The following is a 22,012-nucleotide window of genomic DNA, read 5'->3' on the forward strand; positions in this document are numbered from 1 at the left end:
TTCCCTTGCTGTTTGCACTCATTCTCGTATCGATCGGGTTCGCAGTGACGCTCGGTCTGCTGCTTTTCCGAGACAAGAGCGGCGCTGGTGCCAACGCGGGCCGTCCCTCGCTCTCCTCTTCCTCTTCCGCGCCGTCGTTCCGGGGCGAGCTGGAGTCCGAGAGCAAGGCGCGCGCGAAGGCGGAATCGGAGGTCCAGCGCAAGCAGAAGGAGCTGGACGAGCAGCGCGCGCAGCTCCAGGAGGTCAAGGAGCAGCTCAAGCAGACCAAGCGGAAGCTCTTCGAGCAGAAGGAAGGCGAGAAGGGCTCGAACGACCTGGTGAAGGCCCGGGCCGAGGTGGAGCGCAACGCCAGCATGCAGCTGGAGCAGACCCGCGCGGAGCTGGCGCAGGCCCTGACGGAGAACTCCCGGCTGCGCGCGGAGACCGAGTCGCGCAATGGCCCCCGCCGCCGTGAGGCCCCGGCCGCCGCCCCCGCGCAGACGACCGCGCCCGCCGCGGTCCCTGCCTCCGTCGAGGCGCCGGCTCCGGCGGATCAGATCGCCGCCCCCGCGAGCGAGCCCGTGGTGATCGCGGCGGTGTCCGTGACGCCCGCGCCCGTGGCCCCGGCGGAGCCCGTGCGCCGCTACCGCGAGCTGAACGACGCGGACCGCGAGAAGATGAACCGGCTGGAGCAGGCGGCGAACAAGGACCGTTCGCGCGCCGCGGAGCTGGAGAAGGAAGTGCGCCGGCTCAAGGGCCGCGCCGACACGCACGCGCGCATCCTGTCGGTGACGAAGTCCGAGGCCGACCTGGGCAAGGACAAGTACAAGGCGCTGGAGAAGCGCCTCAACCGCACGCTCCTGGAGCGCGACCTGCTTCGCCGGGCCATCAAGGACCTGGAGAAGAAGACGGGCATGCTCGCGGACCGCACGGAGCTGACGCCGGACGAAGTCGCCGCCAGCGACCAGCGCAGCGACGAGCAGGCCCGCTCCCGCGCCGAGGCGGAGGCCCGCGCCACCGCGGCAGCAGCCACGCCCACGGAAGCCCCGGCCGCCACCGAGCCGACGACCACCGAGGGCGAGGCGAAGCCTTCCGAGGCCCCGCCGACCAACGCCTGAGCCGTACGCTGGCGTGAAGCAAGAAGGCCCCGCTGTCCCTTCACCGGGACGCGGGGCCTTCGTGTTTCCGGGGCCAGTCTTCGTCAGTCGCGCGGAGGCGGCATCACCACCATGGCTTCGGTGTTGGCGCGGATCTCCCCGGTGCTGTCGTCCACGCCGCCCACCACGAGCACGGAGCCGTCCGGCAGCGCGGAGCACGTGTGCCACACACGCGGCTGCGGCATCAGCGACAGCCCCAGCACGGTGGGCTGCGCGCCCGCGTGCGGGGTGATCAACTCCACCCACGGCACTGCGTACGTCGTGCCGATGCCGGTGCCCCGCCCGCCCAGCGCCACGATGCGACCGTCCGGCAGCGTCACCGCGCACAGGTTGCTCCGGGGCATCAACGCGGGGCCGTCCTCCGCGAGGATCACGCCCTTCAGGAACTCGGAGGCGCCCACGGGCCGCGCGCCCTTCTCCGGGTCCACGCCGTCGAAGCCCCCCATGACCAGGGGCAGTGGATCCTCGTCCGCCCGGCCCAGCAGCGCCACGGCGGCGCCCACCCGGGGGACACGAAGCTCAGCCCCCGTGGCCAGTGAGGAGATGTCGTCGTCGCCGAACGAGAAGGCCACCACGTCCCTCACGGCCCCCACGACAGTGCCTCCGCCCACGACCTGGAAGATCTGCCCGCTCGGATCCACCGTCAGCGCTGCGTCCACGAAGTCAAACGGTGCGGGGTGATAGACAAATCGCCCCGTGGCCGAGTCGAAGCCTTCCAGCGTGTCCACCGTGCCGCCATCCGCCGCGCGTCCGCTGACCAGCAACACGTGGCCTTTCGCATCCACCGCCGCCGCGTGCTGGTAGCGCGCCACCTTGTGCGTGAACTCACTCCTTGCGCCCGTCGTCGGGTCAAGGAGGCGTGCCGTGGACTGCAACGCCACCGGGGCGAAGGACTCCGCGCCGCCCGCCAGGAACACGCGGCCGTCCGGCAGCAGCGACGCCGTGTGGAAGGCCCGCGCGCCCACGTCCGGTCCGGGGATGAACGTGCCCTCCGCCGGGTTGAACAGCTCCGTGGTCGCCGACACGGGCCGCGTCCCGTTCGCCTCGGGCCTGTAGCCTCCAGCGATCAACACCCGTCCATCCGGCAGGGTCGTGGCCGTGTGCGCCGCGCGCGCTTCGGCCGGCAACGAGCATGTCCTCGGGTCCGACGCCAGGTTCACCGGCACGAACTCCCCCAGCCGCCGCAGGACCACACGCACCCGCGGATTCGGCTCATCCTCCCCGTCCAACACGGTGAACGGCACGGAGCGGCCCAGCGAGACCAGCTGGCCGCCCTGATCCGGTACCCCCACGTAGGCCCGCACCTCAAGCACCCGGTCGAGGCCAGGCGGAAGGGTGGGCACGTCCTCCATCCAGGTCCAGTTCACCGTCGACACCCGCTCTCGGGGCGTGTCCAGGCCAGGGCCCGTCACGCGGAAGCGCAGGTGCGTCACCCCGGCCAGCGGCTGGGTGCCAGCGCAGGAGGCGGTGAGCAGGTCCAGGGAGGGGCGGACCTCCTTGTCCCCGCAGGCGGGGGTGAGGGACGCCAGGGCGGCGGCGAGGAGCGTGGAGCGGACGAAGCGCGGAGCCATGCGGCGGACGCTACCAGCCCCCCTCCCCGGAGAGGTGGAGTCCAGGCGGCCGGAAGCAGGCGGCGCGGTGGGGATTGCGCTGTAATGCGACCGCTCCAGGACGTATGTCCTGTCCCCTCCTCCATGAAGCTCTCGCTCGCCACCCGCATCTTCCTGGGCTACGCGCTGGTGCTGCTGACGTTCGGGGCGGTGTCCCTGTTCAGCGTGGCGGAGCTGCACCGCAACCGTTTGGAGATCCGGCTCGTCAGCCAGGGCTACCTCCAGCTGTCCCAGGACGCCGCCGCGCTGGAGACCTTCCAGACCAGCCAGGAGAAGGACACCGAGCGCGTGCTGGAGCAGAACAGCGTGGAGACGCGCCGCGCGCTCATCCGGCTGGCGAGCCTGTACTACGCGCCCCAGATGGCCCAGCGCCTGGAGGCCGCCCGCGCCAAGGCCCGCGAGGTGCTCACCTTCGCCCCGGAAGGCGAGGTGCCCTTCGTGATGGAGCTGGACTCGCGCTTCGCGGAGCTGTCACGCAACTCCAAGGCCTACGGCCACGCGGTGGAGGCCGTATTTACCTCGCTCGCGTCCGAGTCCCCTGAAAGCCAGGAGGTGGCGCGCGCCACCGCCGAGCTGCGCCAGTTGGAGAGCGCCATCGGCCGTGAGCTGCGCGTGCTGCGCGCGACGCTGACCAACCGCATCCGCGAGCGCGTGGACGGAGCGGAGGAGCGCGAGCGCAGGACGGGCCTCACCATCATCGCGCTGTCCATCATGGCCATTGGCGTGGGCGTGGGCGTCACCGCGTGGTCCGCCCGCACACTGCGCCCGGTGCGCACCCTGATTGAAGGCGTGTCCCGCATCGGCCGGGGCGACTATTCCGCCCAGCTGGGTGTGCGCGGCGCGGACGAGGTCGCGCTGCTCGCACGCGAGTTCGACCAGATGGCCCGCTCGCTCCAGGCCCGCGAAGCGCAGCTCAAGTCCCAGGCGGAGGCGCTGATGCGCGCGGAGCAGCTGGCCGCGGTCGGCCGCATCTCCGCTCAAATCGTGCACGAGGTGCGCAACCCTCTGTCCTCCATTGGCCTCAACGTGGAGCTGCTCCAGGACGCGGTGGACAGCGCGCAATTCGACTCGCAGGACACCGCCACGGAGGCGCGCGAGCTGCTCTCCGCCGTCACCCATGAGGTGGACCGCCTCACCGACGTCACCGAGCAGTACCTGCGCATGGCCCGCCCCGCCCGGCCGGACCTGGAGCCGGAGGACATCATCGCGGTGCTGGACGGCGTGCTCGACTTCACCCGCGAGGAACTGGTGCGCGCGGGCGTGGAGGTGGTGCGGGACTTCGCGCCCGGCACACCCCGCGTGCTCGCGGACCAGGGCCAGCTGCGGCAGGTGTTCCTCAACCTGCTCCGCAACAGCCGCGAGGCCATGCCCTCCGGGGGACGGCTCACCGTGGCGACCCTCCCGAAGGAGGGGGACGTGGAGGTCACCGTGCGCGACACCGGCAACGGCATGACGGAGGAGGTCCGCCGCCACCTCTTCGAGCCCTTCTTCACCACCAAGGAGGGCGGCACGGGCCTGGGGCTCGCGGTGAGCCAACAGATCCTCCAGGCCCACGGGGGCTCGCTCTCCTGCCAGAGTATTCCCGGCCAGGGGACGACCTTCGTGTTAAGGCTTCCTCGCGCATGAGCTTTACACCGTACCGGGACGTGCTGCCCTCGGGGCTGCGCGTCGTCACCGTCGAGACGCCCCACCTGCACACCGCCCTGCTGGCCGTCTACGTGAGGACCGGCAGCCGGCATGAGTCGGTGGAGAACAACGGCGTCAGCCACTTCCTGGAGCACCTCTTCTTCCGGGGAAGCGAGGCCTGGCCAGACACGGTGAAGATGAACGCGGCCGTGGAGGAGGTGGGCGGCAACCTCAACGGCGCCACCACCCGCGACCACGGCTACTACTACACCCCGCTGCACCCGTCGCACCTGAGCGTGGGCCTGGACGTCATCGGCGACATGCTCACCCGCCCCCGCCTCACCGACATGGAGGTGGAGCGGCAGATCATCCTGGAGGAGATGCTCGACGAGGTGGACGACAAGGGGCGCGACATCGACCTGGACAACCTGTCCAAGCGCCTGCTCTTCCCCGGCCACCCGCTGTCCCTGAAAATCGCCGGCACCCCCGAGTCCGTGAAGTCCCTCACCCACGCCCAGGTGCTGGAGCACTTCGCCCGGCACTACGTGGCCGGCAACCTGGTGGTGTCCGCCGCGGGCAGCGTGAAGCACTCGGAGGTGCTGGCCCTGGCCGAGCGCGCCTTCGCCCACCTGCCCACGGGCAGCGCCACCACGGAGAGCGCGCCGCCGCCGCTGGGCCCCGGGCCGCACTTCCACTTCGTCTCCCACGACGAGTCGCAGACGGAGTTCAAGCTCACCTTCCGCGCCGTGCCGGAGCAGCACGAGGACTTCCCCGCGCTCCAGATTCTGCGGCGCCTGCTGGACGACGGGCTGTCGTCGCGGCTGCCGTTCGAAATCGTGGAGAAGCGCGGCCTCGCGTACTCGGTGCAGGCGGGGCTGGACACGTACCACGACCTCAGCCTCTTCGAGATTGAAGCGGCCAGCGCGCCGGAGAAGGCGTCGCTCGTGGTGGCGGAGTCGCTGCGCGTGCTCTCCGAGCTCTGTGAGAAGGAGGCGGGCGAGGAGGAGCTGAACCGCGCCAAGCGCCGCCACCGGATGCTGCTGGAGTTCTCCCAGGACTCTCCGGGAGAGCTGGCCGGTTGGTTCGGCGGCGTGGAGCTGTTCCGCCGGCCGGAGACGTTCGGCCACCGCGCGGATCAGGTGGACCGCCAGACGGCCGCGCGGGTGCGGGAGGTGGCCCGGCGCTACTTCACCCGCGAGAACCTGCTCGTGGTGGCGGTGGGCCAGCGCAAGGGGCTCAAGGCGCTGGAGAAGGTCGTCATGGACGCGGAGGGGCTGCCCTCCTCCGCGCCCGCCGTCAGCGCCGCCCGCGGATGATGACGGGCCCCGTCGGGCCCGCCTTCTTCTTCTTGGGCGTCGCCTTGTCGATGGCCTTCTGGATGCGCAGGTAGTCGGGGTTGTGCGGCTCGCGCTTCAGGGCCTCGTCGATGAGCTTCTTGCCGCGCGGCAGCTGCGTCTCGAACTGGGCGTAGAGGTTCGCGAGCGCGGCCTTCTCCTCCACGGTCGCCTCGTTCAGGCTCGTCAGCCGCTCAAGCACTTCCTGCGCCTCCGGCTTTCGGCCGGCCTTCAGGTGCAGCCGCCACATGCGCGACAGCGCGGGCGGGAAGGCGGGCTCCGCCTTGAGGGCGAAGCGGTAGCTGTCCTCCGCCCCGCGCGCGTCGCTCTGCTCCTCCAGCACGCGGCCGCGCACGTACAGCGCGCGGGCGAAGCGCGGGCGCAGGTGCAGCGCGCGGTCCACCAGCTGCTGGGCCTCCGACGCGCGGCCCTGGGCGCAGACAATCTCCGCCAGCCACGCGGTGGCCTCCGCGTTGTCCGCGTCGTCCTCCAGCAGCTTGCGCAGCGCGCCTTCCGCCTCGGCCGGGCGCCCGAGCGCCATGAGCACGCGGGCCTTCATCGCCACCACGTCCGTGGAGTCCGCGTCCTCGGGCGGCACGGACTGGAGGTCCGCCTCCGCCATGTCGTTGACGCCGCTCATCAGGAAGAAGCGCGCGCGCAAGAGCCGCGCGGGCGTGAAGCTGGGCGAGCCCTGGAGCACGCGGTCCATCAGGTTGGCCGCGAGCAGCTCCTCGCCCTTCATGAGCAGGATTTCGGCCTCCACCGTCTTCGTCGGGGCGTCGTCCGGGTTCTCCCGGAGGATGCGCTCCAGCGTGGTGAAGGCCGCGTCCGGGTTCCCCTGCCGCGCCTGGAGGCGGGCCAGGGACAGGATGTCCTCGTTGGACAGCTTGCCCTCCTCCCTCAGCGACACGAGCGTGGAGATGGCCTGGGGAATCTGCCCCTCCCCCATGTACATGTCCGAGAGCTGCTTCTGGATGACGGGGTCGGTGCCCGGGATGAGGCCCTCCGCCTGCTTGAGCGTGAGGATGGCCGCGCCCGGGTTGCCGGCGCCCTGGTGGGCCTTGGCCAGGAGGAGGAGCGGCTCCACGCTCTCTGGCGCGGCGTTGGCGGCCTTCTGCAGCTCGGAGATGGCGCGAGCGTACTGGCCCTTCGTGAGCGCCTCACGCCCCTGGAACAGGGAGTTCTGGACCTGTACGGCCTGTTTCTGCGCGGCCGCTGTCTCTGGGTCCTTGCAAGCAAGCGGCAGGAGCAGGACGAGCGTCCAGGGACGGGGGAAAAATCGATGGGGCATCGCTGAGGGACAGGGTACCGGATGTTATCCTTCCCCGTCGATGGACCCTTTCGTGCGCCGCCTCGTGGAGAGGCTTCATGATCCCAGCCGGCCGCTGTCGCGGAACCGGCATTTCCACACGTTCGACACCCCCGAGGGTCGAATGGCGCTGAAGGTGTTCCGCCGTCTCCGCAGCCTCCAGCAGGACATCCTGGCCTGTCACAAGGAGGGCCGCCGCGCCCGCATCTCCCGCCAGCTCAACCCGGACGGAGACCACCGCATCGAGCTGTGGATGGAGCGCGTCGCGGGCCGCCGTGTGTCCATGCTCCAGCCCGCGGAGTACGAGCTGCTCGCCCGGCTGCCGGGTGTCCGGGACGCGCTGGAGATCCTGGACGAAGCGGCCTGAAGCCCCGGTACGTCTAGAAAACCCAGGGCCCCAGCCCCGTGGGAGCCCCGTCGCACGCCGCCCGCAGCCGCGCCTGGGCGTCTTCGTAGGAGAGCCGGGCCGCGTCCGCCTTGAGGTTGGGAGAAGCCCAGGCCCGCCACGAGCGCAGCACCGCGACATGGCGGCCGTCTTCATCCTGCGCTTCGGAGAAGTGGACCAGCAGCCGTTCCTCCAGCGCCTCGCGCGCCTTGGTCCAGGGGCCTTCCTTGTCCAAGGGGACGCGCTTGTCGCGCTCCACGGTGGAGAGCAGCGCGCGTGCGTCCGGGGACAGGCCCTGGAGCGACGGGCGGCGGCGCGCGGGCTCCATGGCGACGCGGTAGACGGCGGGCCAGAGCGTGGGGTCCACGAAGGCGACCTTGCCCTCCACCAGCCGCACCGCGAGCACGTCCTTCGACGCGCGCAACATGCGCCCCAGCCGGTACGCGAGGCGCCCCTTCGCGTGGTCGCGCCAGCTGCCGGTGGGCCTGCCACCCATGACCTGTTCGACGAGGGACGTGGGCCCGTGGGTGGGCACCTCGGTGATGACGTGGCGCGTGCGCACCAGTTCTTCCGCGTCCCTCAGCGTCTTGATCATCCGTGTTCCCCTCTCCGGTGCGGCCATGTGCCGCGCCCATGTGGAAAACATTCCGTGCGAGGGACGGATTCCGGCGTCCGCCTCCTTCACGGCTTCGCGGCCTGGGACACCTGCCACTGTCCCGGAGTCGTTCCGCTCCAGCGGCGGAAGGCGCGGGTGAAGGCGCTGGGGTCGCTGAAGCCCAGGAGGAAGGCGATCTCGAAGTGGGGCAACTGTCCGTCGCGCAGAAGCTGGAAGGCGCGGTCGCGGCGCACGGCGTCCTCCAGGCCCGCGAAGGTGACGCCCTCCTCCCGCAGGCGGCGCTGGAGCGTGCGCTCACTCACCGCGAGCCGCGTCGCCACGTCCGCGGGGACAAGGTCCCCTGTGCGGGGCTGGGCCGCGAGCACCTCCTCCACGCGCTCGCGCCAGGAGCGGACCTCGTGGGCCTCCACCCGCGCCAGCTCCGCCTCCGCGCGGGCATGGAGCAGGTTGCCCAGCTCGATGTCCGCGTGGCGGATGGGGAGGTTCGCGGCGGCCTCGTCGCCCTGCACGAGATTGGCGCTCGCGCTGTATTCGATGCCGACGCCGAGGAACTCCTCCACGCTCGGCGAGGCCGCATGGCGCGGATGCGTGACGCACACGCGCGTGGGTCGCCAGTCCTCGCCGCTGAGCGCGCGGCCGCTGGCCACCATCGCCACGAGCAGCCCCTCCACGGGGTGCTTCAGGCGCGAGGCCCATTCATCCTGTGGGTCCAACTCCAGCTCCACGCGCATCATCCCGGGCAGTTGGAGGACGCGCCACGTCGTGCGCGGGTCCAGCAGCGCGTGGATGCGGCAATAGCGCTGGAGGGACGTGCGCAGGTCGGGGCTGTTGACGAGTACGTAGCCCACGAGCCCCACGTGGGTGGGCTCCAGCGCCTGCGCGAGCCGCACGGCCAGCGGCTCGGAGCCGCCCACCTCGACGAGCAGGGTCCACACGCGCTGGAGCGCCGCGTAGGGAAGCCGCACGTCCGGCCGCGCGAGCAGGGCTTCGTCCACGCCCACCGCTTCGAGCAGCCGCTCCCGGGCGATGCCCAGCGACATGCCCACCTGGAACAGGGGGCGGAACAGCGAGGACTGGAGCGTCTGGGGACGCATGGCGGACCAGCATGGCCTGACGTCCCCTCGCCTCGCAATGCGCGGTGGCGCCCGCGGACAATGCGTTGGCGCCCCGGGACCATGCACGCGGGGCATGGGAGCGCGATACCTCCCTTCAGGAGGAAGCGCCCGATGACCACCGCCACCGCCGCCGTCACCCGCCAGCCCCCGGGTCCCCGGGGCCACCTGCTCATGGGCATCCTGCCCGACGTGCGCCGCGACATCCTGGGCTGCCTGGGCACGCTCCATCGCCAGTACGGTGACGTGGTGCGCTACCGGCTGGGCCCCATGCGCTCGCACCTGGTCGCGCATCCGGACGCCGTGAAGCACGTGTTGCAGGACCACGTGAAGAACTACACGAAGGACCACCTCACGTACCGCATGGGCCGGTGGATCACCGGCAACGGCCTGCTCACGAGCACAGGGGACTTCTGGCTCCGTCAGCGGCGGCTCGCGCAGCCCGCCTTTCATCGACAGCGCATCGCGGGCATGGCCGCCGGAATGGTGAAGCAGACACAAGGACTGCTCCAGCGCTGGGACACGGCCGCCGCGAACGGGACGCCCGTGGGCATCAACGAGGAGATGATGCGGCTGACGCTGGCCATCGTCGGGGAGGCCCTCTTCGGCACGTCCGTGGAGGACCAGACCGAACGGGTGGGCGCGGCCTTCACCGAGCTGAGCCAGCAGATCGCCGAGCGCTTCCGCACCTTCCGCATGCTGCCGCCCGTGCTGCCCACCCGCTACGACCGCGCCTTCCGCGACGCGCGCGCCACGCTGCTGGGGACCGTGCGGGGCATCATCGCCACGCGGCGTCAGCGCGGCGACGACACGGGCGACCTGCTCTCCATGCTGATGCTCGCGCGCGACGAGGACACGGGCGAGGGCATGACGGACGAGCAGTTGGGGAGCGAGGTGATGACGATGCTCCTCGCCGGACACGAGACAACGGCCACGTCGCTGAGCTGGGTGTGGGGACTGCTGTCGAAGCACCCGGAGGTGGAGGCCCGGCTGCACGCGGAGCTGGACGCGGTGCTGGGAGGACGCGCGCCCACGGTGGAGGACGTGCCGAGGCTCGGGTACACGAAGCAGGTGGTGGAGGAGACGATGCGGCTGTACCCGGCGGCGGTCATCTTCAGCCGCAGCGTGGAGGAGGACGACGTCATTGGCGGCTTCCGCATCCCGAAGGGGACGTCGGTGGACGTGAGCCCCTACGTCACGCAGCGCCATCCGGACTTCTGGGAGGAGCCAGACGCGTTCCGTCCAGAGCGCTTCGCCCCCGAGGCCGCGGCGAAGCGCCACCGCTTCGCGTACTTCCCCTTCAGCGGCGGGCCCAGGCAGTGCATCGGCAACAGCTTCGCGATGATGGAGGCGCAGCTCGTGCTGGCCACCGTGGCCCAGCGCTACCGCCTGCGCGCAGCGCCCGGCTTCACGTTGGAGCCGGATTCACACCTGACGCTGCGGCCGAAGGGCGCGCTCCCCATGAATCTGGAGCGCCGGACCTGAGCGCTCACTGAGGCGTCACGGAAGCGCGCTGCACCTGCGTGACACCGGGCAGCGTGGGCGCGGGGTTGAGCGCCTGGACCAGCATGGCGCGCAGGGCCTCCGTGAGGTCCTCCCCCGGGGCGATCACGCCCGCCGGAGCGCCCTGCAACGGCGCCGGCACTTCCGTGCCCACCACCACGATGGGGATGCGGACCTCCCAAGCAAGGTAGTGCGCCAGCCGCACCGCCGGCTCCGAGTTGTCCATCAACAGCGCGCCAATGGATCCCGCGCTGAACGGACGCCACAGCGGGCGCGCGGCCTCCGCGGGCGGCAGCACGCAGAAGTCCACGTTCAGCACGTCGCTCAGCTCCAGGCGCCCCAGCGTCCCGAAGCCGCTCTTCACAGCGGTGGGGTCCGCCGACATCGCCTCCAGCCCCGGCACCCGCGCCAGGATGCGGCGTGCCGCGGATGAACCGCTGCCACAGACGAAGACCTTCGCCGTCGCCACCTTCGCCAGCGTCCTCGTGCGCAGCAGGCGCCCACGCAGCGCGTGCACCTCCGCCGCGCCGATGAGGTCGCTCGCGCCCAGGTTCTGGCCTTCGCTCTCCGTGGGGCGCGCCATGCCCTTCTGGAGCAGCGTGGACAGCACGCCCAGGACCTCCATGTCCGTGGCGGGCGCCAGGTCCAGCACCTCGCCCAGCGCTCGCGGCTGACGGAGCAACTCCATCACCTGCGCCGTCACCGGGTGCTGCTCCTCGGACAGGTCCACCTCCGGTGCCAGCATCAGCCGCGTGTGGCGCGGCGGCAGGCCCGGCAACAGGCGGTTCACCTCGTCCGACTGACGCATGCCTTCCAGCAGCGCGTCGTCCATCGCGCGGTTGATGCGCGGGCGCGCGGCGCTGGTGCCGGGCGTGAAGGTGAAGTTGCCCTCCGTCCACGACAGGAGCCGGAACAGCGCCTTCTCCCCTTCCACCCTCCCGAGCCGCGCGTTCACCGTGCGGCCGTCGGAGACGGTGATCTCCCCGCGCTCCGCGCCGCGCTCCAGCGACAGCTTCCCGTTGCGCTTGTTCATGCCCAGGATCTGCATGAGGTCCGGGATGCTGAGCTGGCTGAGCGAGCCTTCGATTTCCTGCTGCTCGCTCTTGAGGTCCTTGGCCGCTTCGTTGCGCCGGAAGATGTGCTCGATGCGGCTGAGCACTTCGTCCAGGTTGAAGGGCTTGCGCAGCGTGCCGTCCCGCATGCCCCGCGCCCGGTCCGAGTCCAGGCTGGACGTGGTGAGCACCACCGGGATGTCTTCCGTGCGCGGGTTGGTGCGCAGGATTTGAACGAACGTGCGCGCGTCCAGCAACCGGCACGCCTCGTCGAAGAGCGTCAGGTCCGGGTGCCGGAGCACCGCGACCTCCAGCGCCCGCGAGCCATCCGGCGCGTAGTGCACCTGATAGCCCTTCGTGCGCAGCGCCCGCGACAGGGCGCGCACCGAGTCGAGGTCGGGGTCGGCGATGAGGATCTTCCGCACCGTGGCCAAGGTCGCTTGCTCCGCTTCGTGACGTCAGTAGGGCTGCAGGTCGTATTCGGCCTGCAGCTTGGAGATGAGCCCGTCCACCACCGCGGTGTCCGAGGTGTGGAACCCCCACGTCGCGCCCCGCCCGCGCCGCTGGATGAGCGCGTACGACGCACTCTCCGACAGCCAGAGGATGAACTCGTGGCGCGCCACCCGTTCGTCCCCTTCCAGGAACACCGGCGTGAGCGCTGCGTGCGACTCCAGGTCCACGCGGCGGCCCAACAGGTAGATGCGAGACGACAGGTCCGGCGGCGCCTGCTCCAGTCCCACCGCCAGCGGCAGGTCCGCTCGAATCTCCGGGCCGCCCACGTAGAGCAGCCCGCGTGAGCCCGGGTCGCGCACCAGCTCCCGGGCGATCTCCACCTGGAGCTCGTCGAAGAGCACGTCCGCCACCTTGCCCCGGCGGCTGGGTTCCGCGCGGTCATCCGTGGGCAGGCGCGGGCTGTTGGGCGTGCCCAGCAGCAGGTCCACCTCGTCCCAGAACGGCAGCCCGTCCAGCATCAGCCGGCGCTGGAGCGACGCTCGGCGCTCGTCCATGCGGCGGCGACAGCGGTGCACCAGCTCGTCGAAGTCCTCGCCGTCCTTGGGGAAGGTGCTGGCGCCACCCACGAGCGCCAGCGGCAGGCGCTGCTCCACATCCTGCACGTCCGGCTCGTCGCGCACGGCGGCGACGGCGCGGCGCACGAACATCATCGCGCCGAAGAAGTCCGTCTCCGGAAGGAGGAGGTAGAACTCCTGGTCGCTCGCCTTCGCGATGACGTCCGAGTCGCGGATGATTTTACTGAGCGCCTTGATGATGCCGCGCACGGCCTTCTTCGCGTCCTGCGCGCCCAACCGCACGCGCACCAGCGGCAGGTTGTCGATGCTGAAGGTCAGCAGCGAGAACGTGCGCCCGTACCTGCGCGCCTTGTAGATTTCCTTGGACGCGTAGTCGGTGAAGTAGCTGAGGTTGTACGCGGCGGTGTCGCGGTCGCGCAGGCCCAGGCGCTGGAGCGCCATCAGCTTGCGGCCGTTCTTCACGCCCACCGCGGCGAAGTCCGCCAGCACCTTCGCGTCGCGCGTGTGCTCTACTCGGAAGTCACCGGTGAGCGGGTCGGACAGCTGCGCCAGACCCATCACCTCCCCGGCGGCCACCAGCGGTACGTACAGCACCGGGGAGCGCTCATCGCGCGCGAGCCACGGGGCGGCTTCGCGCAGGCGCAGGGACAGCGGCCCCTCCGGGCTCATCTTCTCCGGCAGGAACTGCTTGTCGAGCAGGCCCCGGTAGGAGCGCAGCGCCAGGTCTCCCCGGTCGTCCACCACCCACAGCGCGGCGCTCTGCGCGTCGCACACCGCGCCCAGGTCCGCGATGACGCGCTCCTGGAGCCATTCCAGGTCCGGATGGGAGAGCAGCTCCAGGCAGCGCTGCTGGAGGTTGTGGAAGCGGGCGAACTCCAGGTTCTCGTCCTGGAGCCGGGCGCGCTCGTGGCGCAGCTGGGCGCGCTCCATGGCGCGGTCCACCGCGAGCAGCAGGTCCGACTCCTCCACGGGCTTGACCAGGCAGTCCGCCACGCCCAGGCGCAGCGCGACCTCCGAGCCCTGCACGTCATCGCGCGTGCTGACGAGGATGACCTCCTGCTCGGGGTCGCGTTCGCGCAGGCGCGCGGTGAGCGAGAAGCCGTCCACGCCGGGCATCACCACGTCGGTGAGCACCAGGTCAAACGTCGCCCGGGCCACCTCTGCCAGGGCCAGGGTGGCGTTCTCCACCGCCACCACGCGGTGCCCCCGGCGCGACAGCAGGTCCGTGGCGAGTTGTCGGAAGAACAGGTCGTCGTCGACGACGAGGATGGGACCGGCCACGGCGCTCGGGGGGCGAAGGGAGGAAAACCGAAGGCTATCGGGCCCTTGGAAGCACGACAACGCCTTCGAAGACGAAGGCCACGGGGCCTCGGAGCCGGATGTCGGACAGGTCGTCCGGAACGCGGATTCTCAGGTCTCCGCCCGGCAGGGTGACTCGCAGCCAGGCATTCGAGGGCAGGCGCTTCGCCAGCACGGCCGCCACGGCGGACGCACACGCCCCCGTGCCGCAGGCCTGGGTGAGGCCGCAGCCACGCTCCCAGACGACGACGGTGAGGCCGTCCTCGTCCACGCGGACGAACTCCACGTTGGTGCGGTCCGGGAAGGCAGGGTGCCGCTCCAGGCCGGGGCCCAGGCGCTCGGCGGCTTCCAGGGGCTGGTCCAGGAGCACCAGGTGCGGGTTGCCCATGTTCACCGCGGTGCCGAGCAGGCCTTCATGGCCGGGCACGGGGGCGCTCACGAAAGGCTGGCCGGTCGTCCCGGAGGGCAGGTTCGCGGCCACCAGCCGGGCCGGGCCCATGGAGATGTCCACGCCGACGACGCCGCCATCGCCGTAGCCGGGCTCGCAGGTGAGCACGCCGGCCCCGGTCTCCACGTCGATGAGCGCGGGGTGCTTGCCGGAGTGGTCCACCAGATACTTCACCGCACAGCGCAGGCCGTTGCCGCACATCTCCGCGACGCTGCCGTCGGCGTTGTGGACGACCATGCGGGCAAGGCCGCGAGACGACGGGAGGATGGCGAGCACCCCATCCGCGCCAATGCCCCGGCGCCGGTCACACAGCCAGCGGGACTGCTCCGCGTCGATGTCCAGGCCCGTGCGGCGCCGGTCCAGGACGACGAAGTCGTTGCCCAGGCCGTGGTACTTGAAGATGCGTTCGCTTGCGTCCACGGGGGGAAGTGTAGACGCCCGCGTTTATTCGCGCTCGCCGACCTTCTTGGGCGCGGTGGGAACGTCCAGGGCGGGCATGGCCCGGCGCGAGGCTCCTGGAGCGGCGGGGGCACTGGCGCGGCGCAGCTCGGCCAGTTCGGCCTCCCGGGCGGCGAGCTGGTCCTGCATCTTCTCCACGTGGGCCTGGAGGACCTCCATCTCCGCGGCCATCTCCAGCACGTCCTCCGGAGGCGGTGCGGCGGCGGACTTCGATTCCTCCAGGGCCTGGAGCAGGGTCTGTCGTTCGGTCTCCAGCGCGTCCAGCCGGGCCTGCTGTTCGCGGATCCGGGTGGAGAGCTGGTCGCGTTCAGCGCGCTCGATGTCCAGGAGGCGCGCGGCATCCGCGGCGGTGGTCTCCAGGGAGTTGGTCCGGCCCTCCAGGCGGACGCGGGCGGCGCGGGCGACCGTGAGGTCCGACTGGAGGCGCTCGCGTTCGGAGGCCATGGCGGTGCGCTCGGTGTCCGCGCGGCGGGCATGGGCTTCAGCATCGGCGGCGGCCTGGGTCAGGGCGGCGACGCGGGACTCCAGCGCGGCCTGTTCGGTCCGCGCGTCCTCGAGCGCCGTGGCGAGCCGGGACTCCATGGCGGCGAGCGATTCGCGGGTCTGTTCGGCGGATTGGGCGAGGCGGGCTTCGAGTTCGGCCTGTTCCGTCGAGGCGCGGGCCTGGGCTTCCGAGAGACGGGCGTCGCGCTCCGCGTTCGCGGAGTCGGATTGAGCGGTGAGGTCCGCGATGCGGGCTTCGAGTTCGGCCCGTTCCGCGGCGGCCCGGGCGGTGGCGTCCGCGAGCTGTGCCTCGATGGAGGCCTTCTCTTCGCGGGCCTGCTCCGTGAGTTCGGCGAGACGGACTTCGAGCTCCGACCGCTCCGTGCCGGCCTGGGCGGTGGCTTCCGCGAGCCGCACTTCCAGTTCGGCCTTCTCCGTGGCGGCCTGGGCGAGCGTTTCGGCGAGGCGTGTTTCGAGTTCGGCCTTCTCCGTGCCGGCGTTCGCGAGGAGTTCGTTGAGCCGCGTCTCCAGTTCGGCCTTCTCCAGGCCGGCTCGCGCGAGCGCTTCGTTGAGGCGCAGCTCCAGCGTGGCCTTGTCCGTGCCCGCGCTGGTGAGCGCTTCGGTCAGGCGAAGCTCCAGCTCAGCCTGCTCCGTGCCGGCCTGAGAGGTGGCCTCCGCGAGCCGGGCTTCCAGGTCGGTCCGCTCCTGCTCCGCGCGAGTGGTGAGGTCCGCGAGCTGTGCTTCCAGGGTGGCGGTGCGCTCGTTCCCGGTCTGGACGGTCTCCGTGAGCCGGGCCGCATCCGCGCGAGCGGTTGCCAGTTCCTCGCGCAGACCTTCCAGCGAGGACTCCAGGTTCGTGGCCTTGCCCGCGAAGCGGCGCGCGGTTTCGAGCTGCACCACGAGCACCTCCGCATGTTCGCGCGTGGCGGCGAGCCGGTCGCTGGCGTCCACCAACTCCGCTTCCAGCCGGCCGACCTGCTGGCTCCGCTCATGCAACGCGGCGTGCGCCCGTTGCAGTTCGGAGCCCAGGCGCATCAACTCCTGGTGCGCGGCGCCCAAGCGGGCCGTCTCCGCGCGCAGGGCCGTCAGCTCCTGCTCCTTCAGCCCCAGCTGCTCGCGCAGTTCGTCCAGGTCCTGCTGCTGCCGCTCGGTCCGCGAGAGCGCGCCTTCCAGCTGCGCCTCCATGGAGACCCGCAGGGCGCTGGCTTCGCGCAGTTCCTGTTCGCGAGCGCTCAGGGACTCCGTGAGACGTGCGGCCCGAGCTTCGGACTCGCGTGCCGCGTCCTGCGACTGCGAGCCCTCCGCGAGACGGGTCTCCGCCTGCGCGAGTGAATCCTCCAACGCGCTGAGGTTCGAGGTCTCCGCGGCGAGCCGGAACTCCACCTCCGTCAGGGAGGCTTCCAGTCCGACGCGGCGCGACGTCTCGGAAGAGGCGCGCTTCTCCGCGTCCGCCAGGGACTGCTCCAGGGTGGCGAGGCGGGCCTCCGCGTCCTTCAACGAGGCTTCCAGCTCGGAGCGGCGAGCGGTCTCGGCGGCAATCGTGGACTCCGCCAAGGCGATGGATGCTTCCAGTTCGGAACGGCGGGTGGACTCCGCGGCCTGCCGGACGTCGACCTCCAAGAGCGATGCTTCGAGTTCAGCACGCCGCGTGGACTCCGTGGCCTGCCGGGACTCCGCCTCCGCGAGCGCCGCTTCCAGCTCGGAGCGCCGCGTGGATTCAGCAGCCTGCCGGGCCTCCGTCTCCGCGAGCGCCGCTTCCAGCTCAGCACGCCGCGTGGACTCCGCGGCCTGTCGGGCCTCCGCCTCTGAAAGCGCCGCTTCCAGTTCGGAGCGCCGCGTGGACTCCGTGGCAAGCCGGGCCTCGGCCTCCGCGAGCGTCCGCGCCAACGATGCATGGCGCTCGGTCTCCGTGGTCTGCCGGGACTCTGCCTCAGCCAGGGCCTGCTCCAGCGCAGTCAGACGCGCGGCATCCGCGGCATGGCGGGCCTCTGCCTCCGCGAGCGACTGCTCCAGCGCGGCCCCTTGCGAAGACGCGGCGGCATGGCGGGCTTCGGCCTCCGCGAGCGACTGCTCCAGCACGGCCCCTTGCGCGGTCTCGGTCGCGAGGCGGGCCTCGGCCTCCGTGAGGGCCTGCTGCATCGCGGTGAGACGGGCGGCCTCTTCAGCGAAACGAGACTCGGTGTCCGACAGCGACGCTTCCAGTTCGGCGCGACGGGCTTCGACTTCCGCGAGCCGGGTCTGGACGGATGCCCGCGCCTGCTCCGCTTCGGCCAGGCGCTCGCGCTGAGCCGAGGCCTCCGTGCGCAGGGTCTCCAGTTCCAAGCGGAGCGCAACCTCATCCGTCGCGCGCGACTCGCGGTCGCGAACCTCCTGCGTACGCGCATCATCGAGCGAGGACAGCGCCTCCACCTCGGACCGCCGCGCCTCGGTGAGCTCCGCGCGCAGCTCACGCACCGTCGCATCCAGGGCCGCCTGCGATTGCTTCGCCTCCGTCAGCGCGGCACGGGCCTCTTCCAGCTCCCGGGCGTATCCACGCGCCTCGTCCGCCGACGCCGCGTGCGACTGCCGCAGATCTTCGTTCGTGCGCTGCGCTTCGGCGAAGGAGGCCTGGACCTCTGAAAGGGTCTGGCGCGTCTGCTCGAAGGCAGCCTCGGTGGACAGCCGCGCGGCACGCGCCGCCGACAGGTCCGTTTCGAGCTGGCCCCGAGCCTCCTGTGCCGAAATCCGCGAGGCTTCAGCCCGGGCGCGCTCCTCGTCCAGCGCCGAAGCGGAGCTCTGCTGGAGCTGGGCGAACGACGCCTCCAACCGGGCCCGCTGCGCGCGCTCCTCCTCCAAAACCGTGCGCGCCACGCCCAGCGCGGCATCCAGCCGCAGCCGGTCCGATTCCAGTGCGCTCTGCGCCTCGTTCCACGAGGACTCGGAACCCTCCAGTCGGGAGCGAAGGGCCCGCTCCGCGTCGAGCGACTCCTGAAGGTTCGCGAGTGCCACCTGCGCGCGGGCCTGCTGCTCGCGCTCCGACAGCAGCTGCGCCTGGGTATCGGCGAGCAACGCCTCCCAGCGAGCCCCCCGCTCCTGCTCGTGGGTCAGGGACTCGCGAGCCGCATCAAGCTCCGCCTGCACCGAGGCCCGGGCCTTCTGCTCCCGAGCCAGGTCCTCCTGGATGAGCGCGGCCAGGGCTTCCGAGTCGGTCAACTCCTGCCGCAACGAGCGGAGCGTTGCCTCCAGCTCCGTGTTCTTCGCCTCGGCGGTCTCGCGCGCCTGGTTCGACTCCGCGAGCCGGACCCCGTGGTCCCACACTTCACGGGCCAGGGTGTCCCGGGCTTCGGAACGGGCCTGTTCGACCGCGGCATCGAGTGCCTCCGCGGCACGCGCCTCCGCCGCCGTGAGCCGGGCCTCCGCCTCGGCGCGCACGTCGGCGAGCACCTGCTCCGTCTGGCCGCTCGACACGGCGCGGGCGTCGGTGAGCGCGGTGGCCGAGCGGGCTTCGGCCTCTTCCAGCCGACGGGCCAGGAGCGCCTCGGCTTCGGCACGCACCTCCACGAGCATCCGCGCCGCGCGGACTTCAGCTTCTTCCAACTGCCGGACCCGTTCGGCCTCGGACTCGGCGCGGGCTTCGGCCAGCGCCTGGGCCCGTTCGGCCTCCGCCTCGGCACGCGCTTCCGCGAGGGCCTGCGCTGTCCGTGCCTCGACATCCGCCAGTTGCCGGCTCCGCTGAGCCGATGCCGTGGCACGGACTTCGGTGAGCGCCTGCTCGCGGCGGCTCTCCGCTTCCGCCAGGGCCGCGGCCCGTTCAACGGCGGCGTCCGCGAGCACCTTCGCCACCCGAGCGTCCGCGTCGGCCAGAGCCCGCTCGACACGGGCCTCCGCATCCGCCCGAGCCGCATCCAGCGCCTGAGCCGCCTCCGCCACCGCGCGTTCGACACGGGCATCCGCATCGGCCCGAGCCGCATCCAGCGCCTGAGCCGCCTCGCGAGCATCCGCCAGCGCACGCTCGACACGGGTATCCGCGTCAGACCGGTTCGCCTCCAGCGCCTGAGCCGCCTCGCGAGCATCCGCCGCCGCACGCTCGACACGGGCATCCGCGTCGGACCGGGCCTCCTCCAACTCCCGAGCGAGCCGGGCCTCCGCGTCGGACCGGGCCTCCGCCAACGCCTTCTCGAGCCGGGCCTCCGCCTGCTCACGGGCCTCCTCCAGCGCGAGCTCCGCGAAAGCCCGTTCCTCCTCCAACGCCTGCGCGAGCCGAGCCTCCTCCTGCTCGCGGGCCTCCGCCAGCGCGCGTTCCTGCCGCGAATCCGCGTCGGCATGCGCGGCGGCCAGCGCGTTCGTCACCCGCTCGTCGGCCTCGGCGCGGGCCTGGGCCAGCGCCTCCTCCAGCCTTGCCTGCGCCTGGGCCCGCTCCGCGTCGATGGCCTGGACGAGCGCGGCTTCCACACGGACGCGCTCCGTCTCCGCCGCCACCAGCCGCTGCCCCGCGACGTGCTGCGCGGACTCGACCCGCTTCTGCTCCGCCTCCAGAGACTCCAGGCGCAGCCCGGCCGCGTGAAGCTCCTCTTCCAACCGCGCCGCCAGCGCCCGAGCCGCCGACTCCGACTGAGCGCGGCCCTCCAGCTCCTGCCGCAGCCGGCCTTCCGCCTCACGCGCGCTGGTGAGCTCCGTCTCCAGACCGCGCTGCAACGCCTCGCGCTCGGAGAGCCGAGCCTCCGCGTCCTTGCGCGCCCCTTCGGCGGAGTGCATCCGCTGCTGGGCCTCGGCGAGCTCCCGGCGCGCTCGCGCCAGCTCCGCGTCCTTCACCGGAACCGCGTCGCCCGCCGTCCGCGCCGACTCCTGCGCGCGCGCCAGCTCCGCCTTCAGGTGCTCCACCGCCGCGAGCGCCGTCGAATACTGCTCCGCGATGCGCAGCTCCCGCTCGCGAGCCGCCTCCGCCTGCCGGCGCTTGTCCTCCGCGCCGTCCTGCGCGCGCTCCGCCGCCAGCCGGTCCCGCTCCCGGTCGATGCGCAGCGAGCCCAGCTCATCCTGCAGGTCGCGCAGCTCCGTGTACGCCTGCGTCAGCCGCTCGCGAGACTCATCCAGCGTCGCCGCCGTCTCCTCGCGCCGCGCCCGCTCCAGCCGCAGAGTCTCCTGCGCGGCAAGCGCCTGCACGCCCGCGTCCGCCTGCGCACGCTGCGCCGCCTCCACCTCCAGGCGCTGCGCCGTCAGCCGCCGGTCCGCATCGGCGATCCGCTCCGTCGCGACCTGCAACTCCAGCTCACGGCGCCGCAGCCGGCTGCTCAGGTCGTCCCGCTCGCGCGCGGACTCCACCGTGCCCCGAGCCTGCTCCAGCTGCGCGGTCAGCCGCGCCATGTCCTGCCGGGCGCCCTCCAGCGCCGGCTTGAGCGACACGACCTCCGCCTCGCGGTCTCCAATCTCCGCGCGAAGCTTCGACACCGCTTCCTTCAGCCGCCCTGCCCGCTCCTCCCACGTCTTCGCCCGGGCCGCGACCTCGTCCAGCTTGCCGCGCGTGAAGGCCAGCGGCTCCGGCGGCAGCTGCACCCACGTGGGGTCCACCACCCGCGTCGGCTCCAGGCCCGCCATCACCACGAAGTACGCCGCCTCGCTGTGCCGCACGAGCGAGCCGTCCACCTGCAACCCGTCGCCCCGCTCGAACGCCAGCTGGTAGCCCAGCACCGGCGACTGCGTGGCCACCTCTACATGCGGGAAGTGCGCCGTCAGCGCGTCCAGCAGCTGCCCGTACGTGGGCGGCACCGTCTCTTCCGGCTCCAGCAACTGAGGCAGCGCCAGCCCCGCGATGTTGCGCAGGCCGCCCACCAGGAAGCCCTGCCGGGCCACCAGCCGCGCCAGCTCCGCCAACAGCTCCGGCGCGCGCACGTAGGGCGCCAGGTCCGTCACCAGCACCAGGTCGAAGCTTCCCGCCTCCAGGTCGTCATAGACGTTGGCGCGGAAGCGCAGCTGCGGGTGCGCATGGGCCTTCTGCGCCGCCTCCACCGCGGACACGTCCGCGTCGCACGCCACCACGGTGCGCGCGCCCCGCTCCACCAGGAAGCGCGCGCTCTCGCCGCCCGTGGACGCCACGGCGTCGACCTCGAGCACGCGCCGGCGCGCGAACAGGCTCTCCGCGAAGATGTAGCGGGGCAGCAGCTCGCTGGGCCCCATGCGACGAAAGGTGGATTGCAAATGATGATCCCGACAGGGCGGTAATCGTAGCGTTGGAGTCCCAGAAGACCCAATTTCAGGTTTCGACCCTCACGGGCCCAAGCCCGTCCGACCGGAGAGCAGGCGACATGACCACCCATTCACCGCAGGGATTCGGCTACCGGGCCCGCCGCACCTTCACCCGGCTCGTCGTCTTCCTCGTCATCCTGGGCCTGGGTGGCGGCGTCGTCTTCCTCCTGGGCCAGCTCAACGCCCGCACCTTCACCGTCCTGCAGGAGAACGGCGAGCTGGTGGTGATGAAGGGCCGCGCCCTGCCCACCGGCGCCGCCGCCTACCGCCCCGGGGACCCGCGCCTCGCGGACGCCTACGCCCCCCTCCCCCTGGAGGGCCAGGACGTCACCCTGCTGACGCAGCAGAAGTTCACCGACCGCGACGACCTGGACCGCGCCCTCTTCCCCCTCC

Annotated in this window: 13 protein-coding genes and 1 pseudogene; 6 read left to right on the forward strand and 8 right to left on the reverse strand. The window is 71.7% G+C overall.

Features of this window, described 5'->3' with window-relative positions:
- The first annotated feature begins 5 nt into the window (after positions 1 to 5).
- Entirely contained in the window at positions 6 to 1,097 is a 1,092-nt protein-coding gene (locus D7V77_RS09730) for a cell envelope biogenesis protein TolA (RefSeq protein WP_120575989.1), read from the forward strand.
- 83 nt (positions 1,098 to 1,180) lie between these two features.
- Here the strand turns inward: D7V77_RS09730 and D7V77_RS09735 are convergent, their stop codons facing one another.
- Positions 1,181 to 2,707, reverse strand: coding sequence for a hypothetical protein (locus D7V77_RS09735; protein WP_120575990.1), 1,527 nt, complete (start codon positions 2,705 to 2,707; stop codon positions 1,181 to 1,183).
- Positions 2,708 to 2,830: 123 nt separating this feature from the next.
- On the opposite strand from D7V77_RS09735, the gene D7V77_RS09740 reads away from it, so the two are divergent.
- Positions 2,831 to 4,372 carry a HAMP domain-containing sensor histidine kinase gene (locus D7V77_RS09740; RefSeq protein ID WP_120575991.1) on the forward strand — a complete coding sequence of 514 codons (1,542 nt, stop codon included), beginning with the start codon at positions 2,831 to 2,833 and terminating at the stop codon, positions 4,370 to 4,372.
- A complete protein-coding gene (locus D7V77_RS09745; protein WP_120575992.1) occupies positions 4,369 to 5,688 on the forward strand; it encodes a pitrilysin family protein in 1,320 nt (439 codons plus the stop codon). Before D7V77_RS09740 ends, D7V77_RS09745 begins: the two co-directional genes overlap by 4 nt.
- Here the strand turns inward: D7V77_RS09745 and D7V77_RS09750 are convergent.
- Positions 5,669 to 6,997: a tetratricopeptide repeat protein gene (locus D7V77_RS09750; protein ID WP_120575993.1), complete on the reverse strand. Its 1,329-nt coding sequence runs from the start codon at positions 6,995 to 6,997 to the stop codon at positions 5,669 to 5,671. The genes D7V77_RS09745 and D7V77_RS09750 overlap by 20 nt on opposite strands.
- Positions 6,998 to 7,139: 142 nt before the next feature.
- Here D7V77_RS09750 and D7V77_RS09755 point away from each other — a divergent pair, with 142 nt between their 5' ends.
- A complete protein-coding gene (locus D7V77_RS09755) occupies positions 7,140 to 7,382 on the forward strand; it encodes a hypothetical protein (protein ID WP_233591618.1) in 243 nt (80 codons plus the stop codon).
- Between the two features lie 13 nt (positions 7,383 to 7,395).
- Here D7V77_RS09755 and D7V77_RS09760 read toward each other — a convergent pair whose 3' ends face one another.
- Positions 7,396 to 7,995 (reverse strand): RNA methyltransferase, encoded by a 600-nt coding sequence (locus tag D7V77_RS09760; protein WP_120575994.1) that lies wholly within the window; start codon positions 7,993 to 7,995, stop codon positions 7,396 to 7,398.
- An 86-nt stretch (positions 7,996 to 8,081) separates the two neighbouring features.
- Positions 8,082 to 9,110 (reverse strand): AraC family transcriptional regulator, encoded by a 1,029-nt coding sequence (locus D7V77_RS09765; RefSeq protein WP_158624370.1) that lies wholly within the window; start codon positions 9,108 to 9,110, stop codon positions 8,082 to 8,084.
- Between the two features lie 132 nt (positions 9,111 to 9,242).
- On the opposite strand from D7V77_RS09765, the gene D7V77_RS09770 reads away from it, so the two are divergent.
- The gene (locus D7V77_RS09770; protein ID WP_120575996.1) at positions 9,243 to 10,613 is read left to right on the forward strand and encodes a cytochrome P450; all 1,371 of its coding nucleotides are present in this window, start codon (positions 9,243 to 9,245) and stop codon (positions 10,611 to 10,613) included.
- Positions 10,614 to 10,617: 4 nt separating this feature from the next.
- Here D7V77_RS09770 and D7V77_RS09775 read toward each other — a convergent pair whose 3' ends face one another.
- From D7V77_RS09775 to D7V77_RS45665, 4 genes are read right to left on the reverse strand one after another with little or no spacing between them, the layout of a single operon-like run.
- Positions 10,618 to 12,117, reverse strand: coding sequence for a DUF4388 domain-containing protein (locus D7V77_RS09775; protein ID WP_120575997.1), 1,500 nt, complete (start codon positions 12,115 to 12,117; stop codon positions 10,618 to 10,620).
- A 24-nt stretch (positions 12,118 to 12,141) separates the two neighbouring features.
- On the reverse strand, positions 12,142 to 13,992 hold the full coding sequence (locus D7V77_RS09780) for a response regulator (RefSeq protein WP_120575998.1): 1,851 nt from the start codon (positions 13,990 to 13,992) through the stop codon (positions 12,142 to 12,144).
- 34 nt (positions 13,993 to 14,026) lie between these two features.
- A complete protein-coding gene (gene dapF / locus D7V77_RS09785; RefSeq protein WP_120575999.1) occupies positions 14,027 to 14,878 on the reverse strand; it encodes a diaminopimelate epimerase in 852 nt (283 codons plus the stop codon).
- Between the two features lie 24 nt (positions 14,879 to 14,902).
- Positions 14,903 to 21,550, reverse strand: coding sequence for a methyltransferase domain-containing protein (locus D7V77_RS45665; protein ID WP_158624371.1), 6,648 nt, complete (start codon positions 21,548 to 21,550; stop codon positions 14,903 to 14,905).
- 128 nt (positions 21,551 to 21,678) lie between these two features.
- On the opposite strand from D7V77_RS45665, the pseudogene D7V77_RS09795 reads away from it, so the two are divergent.
- Positions 21,679 to 22,012: pseudogene (locus D7V77_RS09795) on the forward strand (IF-2 protein); the annotation flags it as partial.

Origin of the sequence: Corallococcus sp. CA041A, assembly GCF_003612075.1 — a bacterium.
Lineage (GTDB): Bacteria > Myxococcota > Myxococcia > Myxococcales > Myxococcaceae > Corallococcus > Corallococcus exiguus.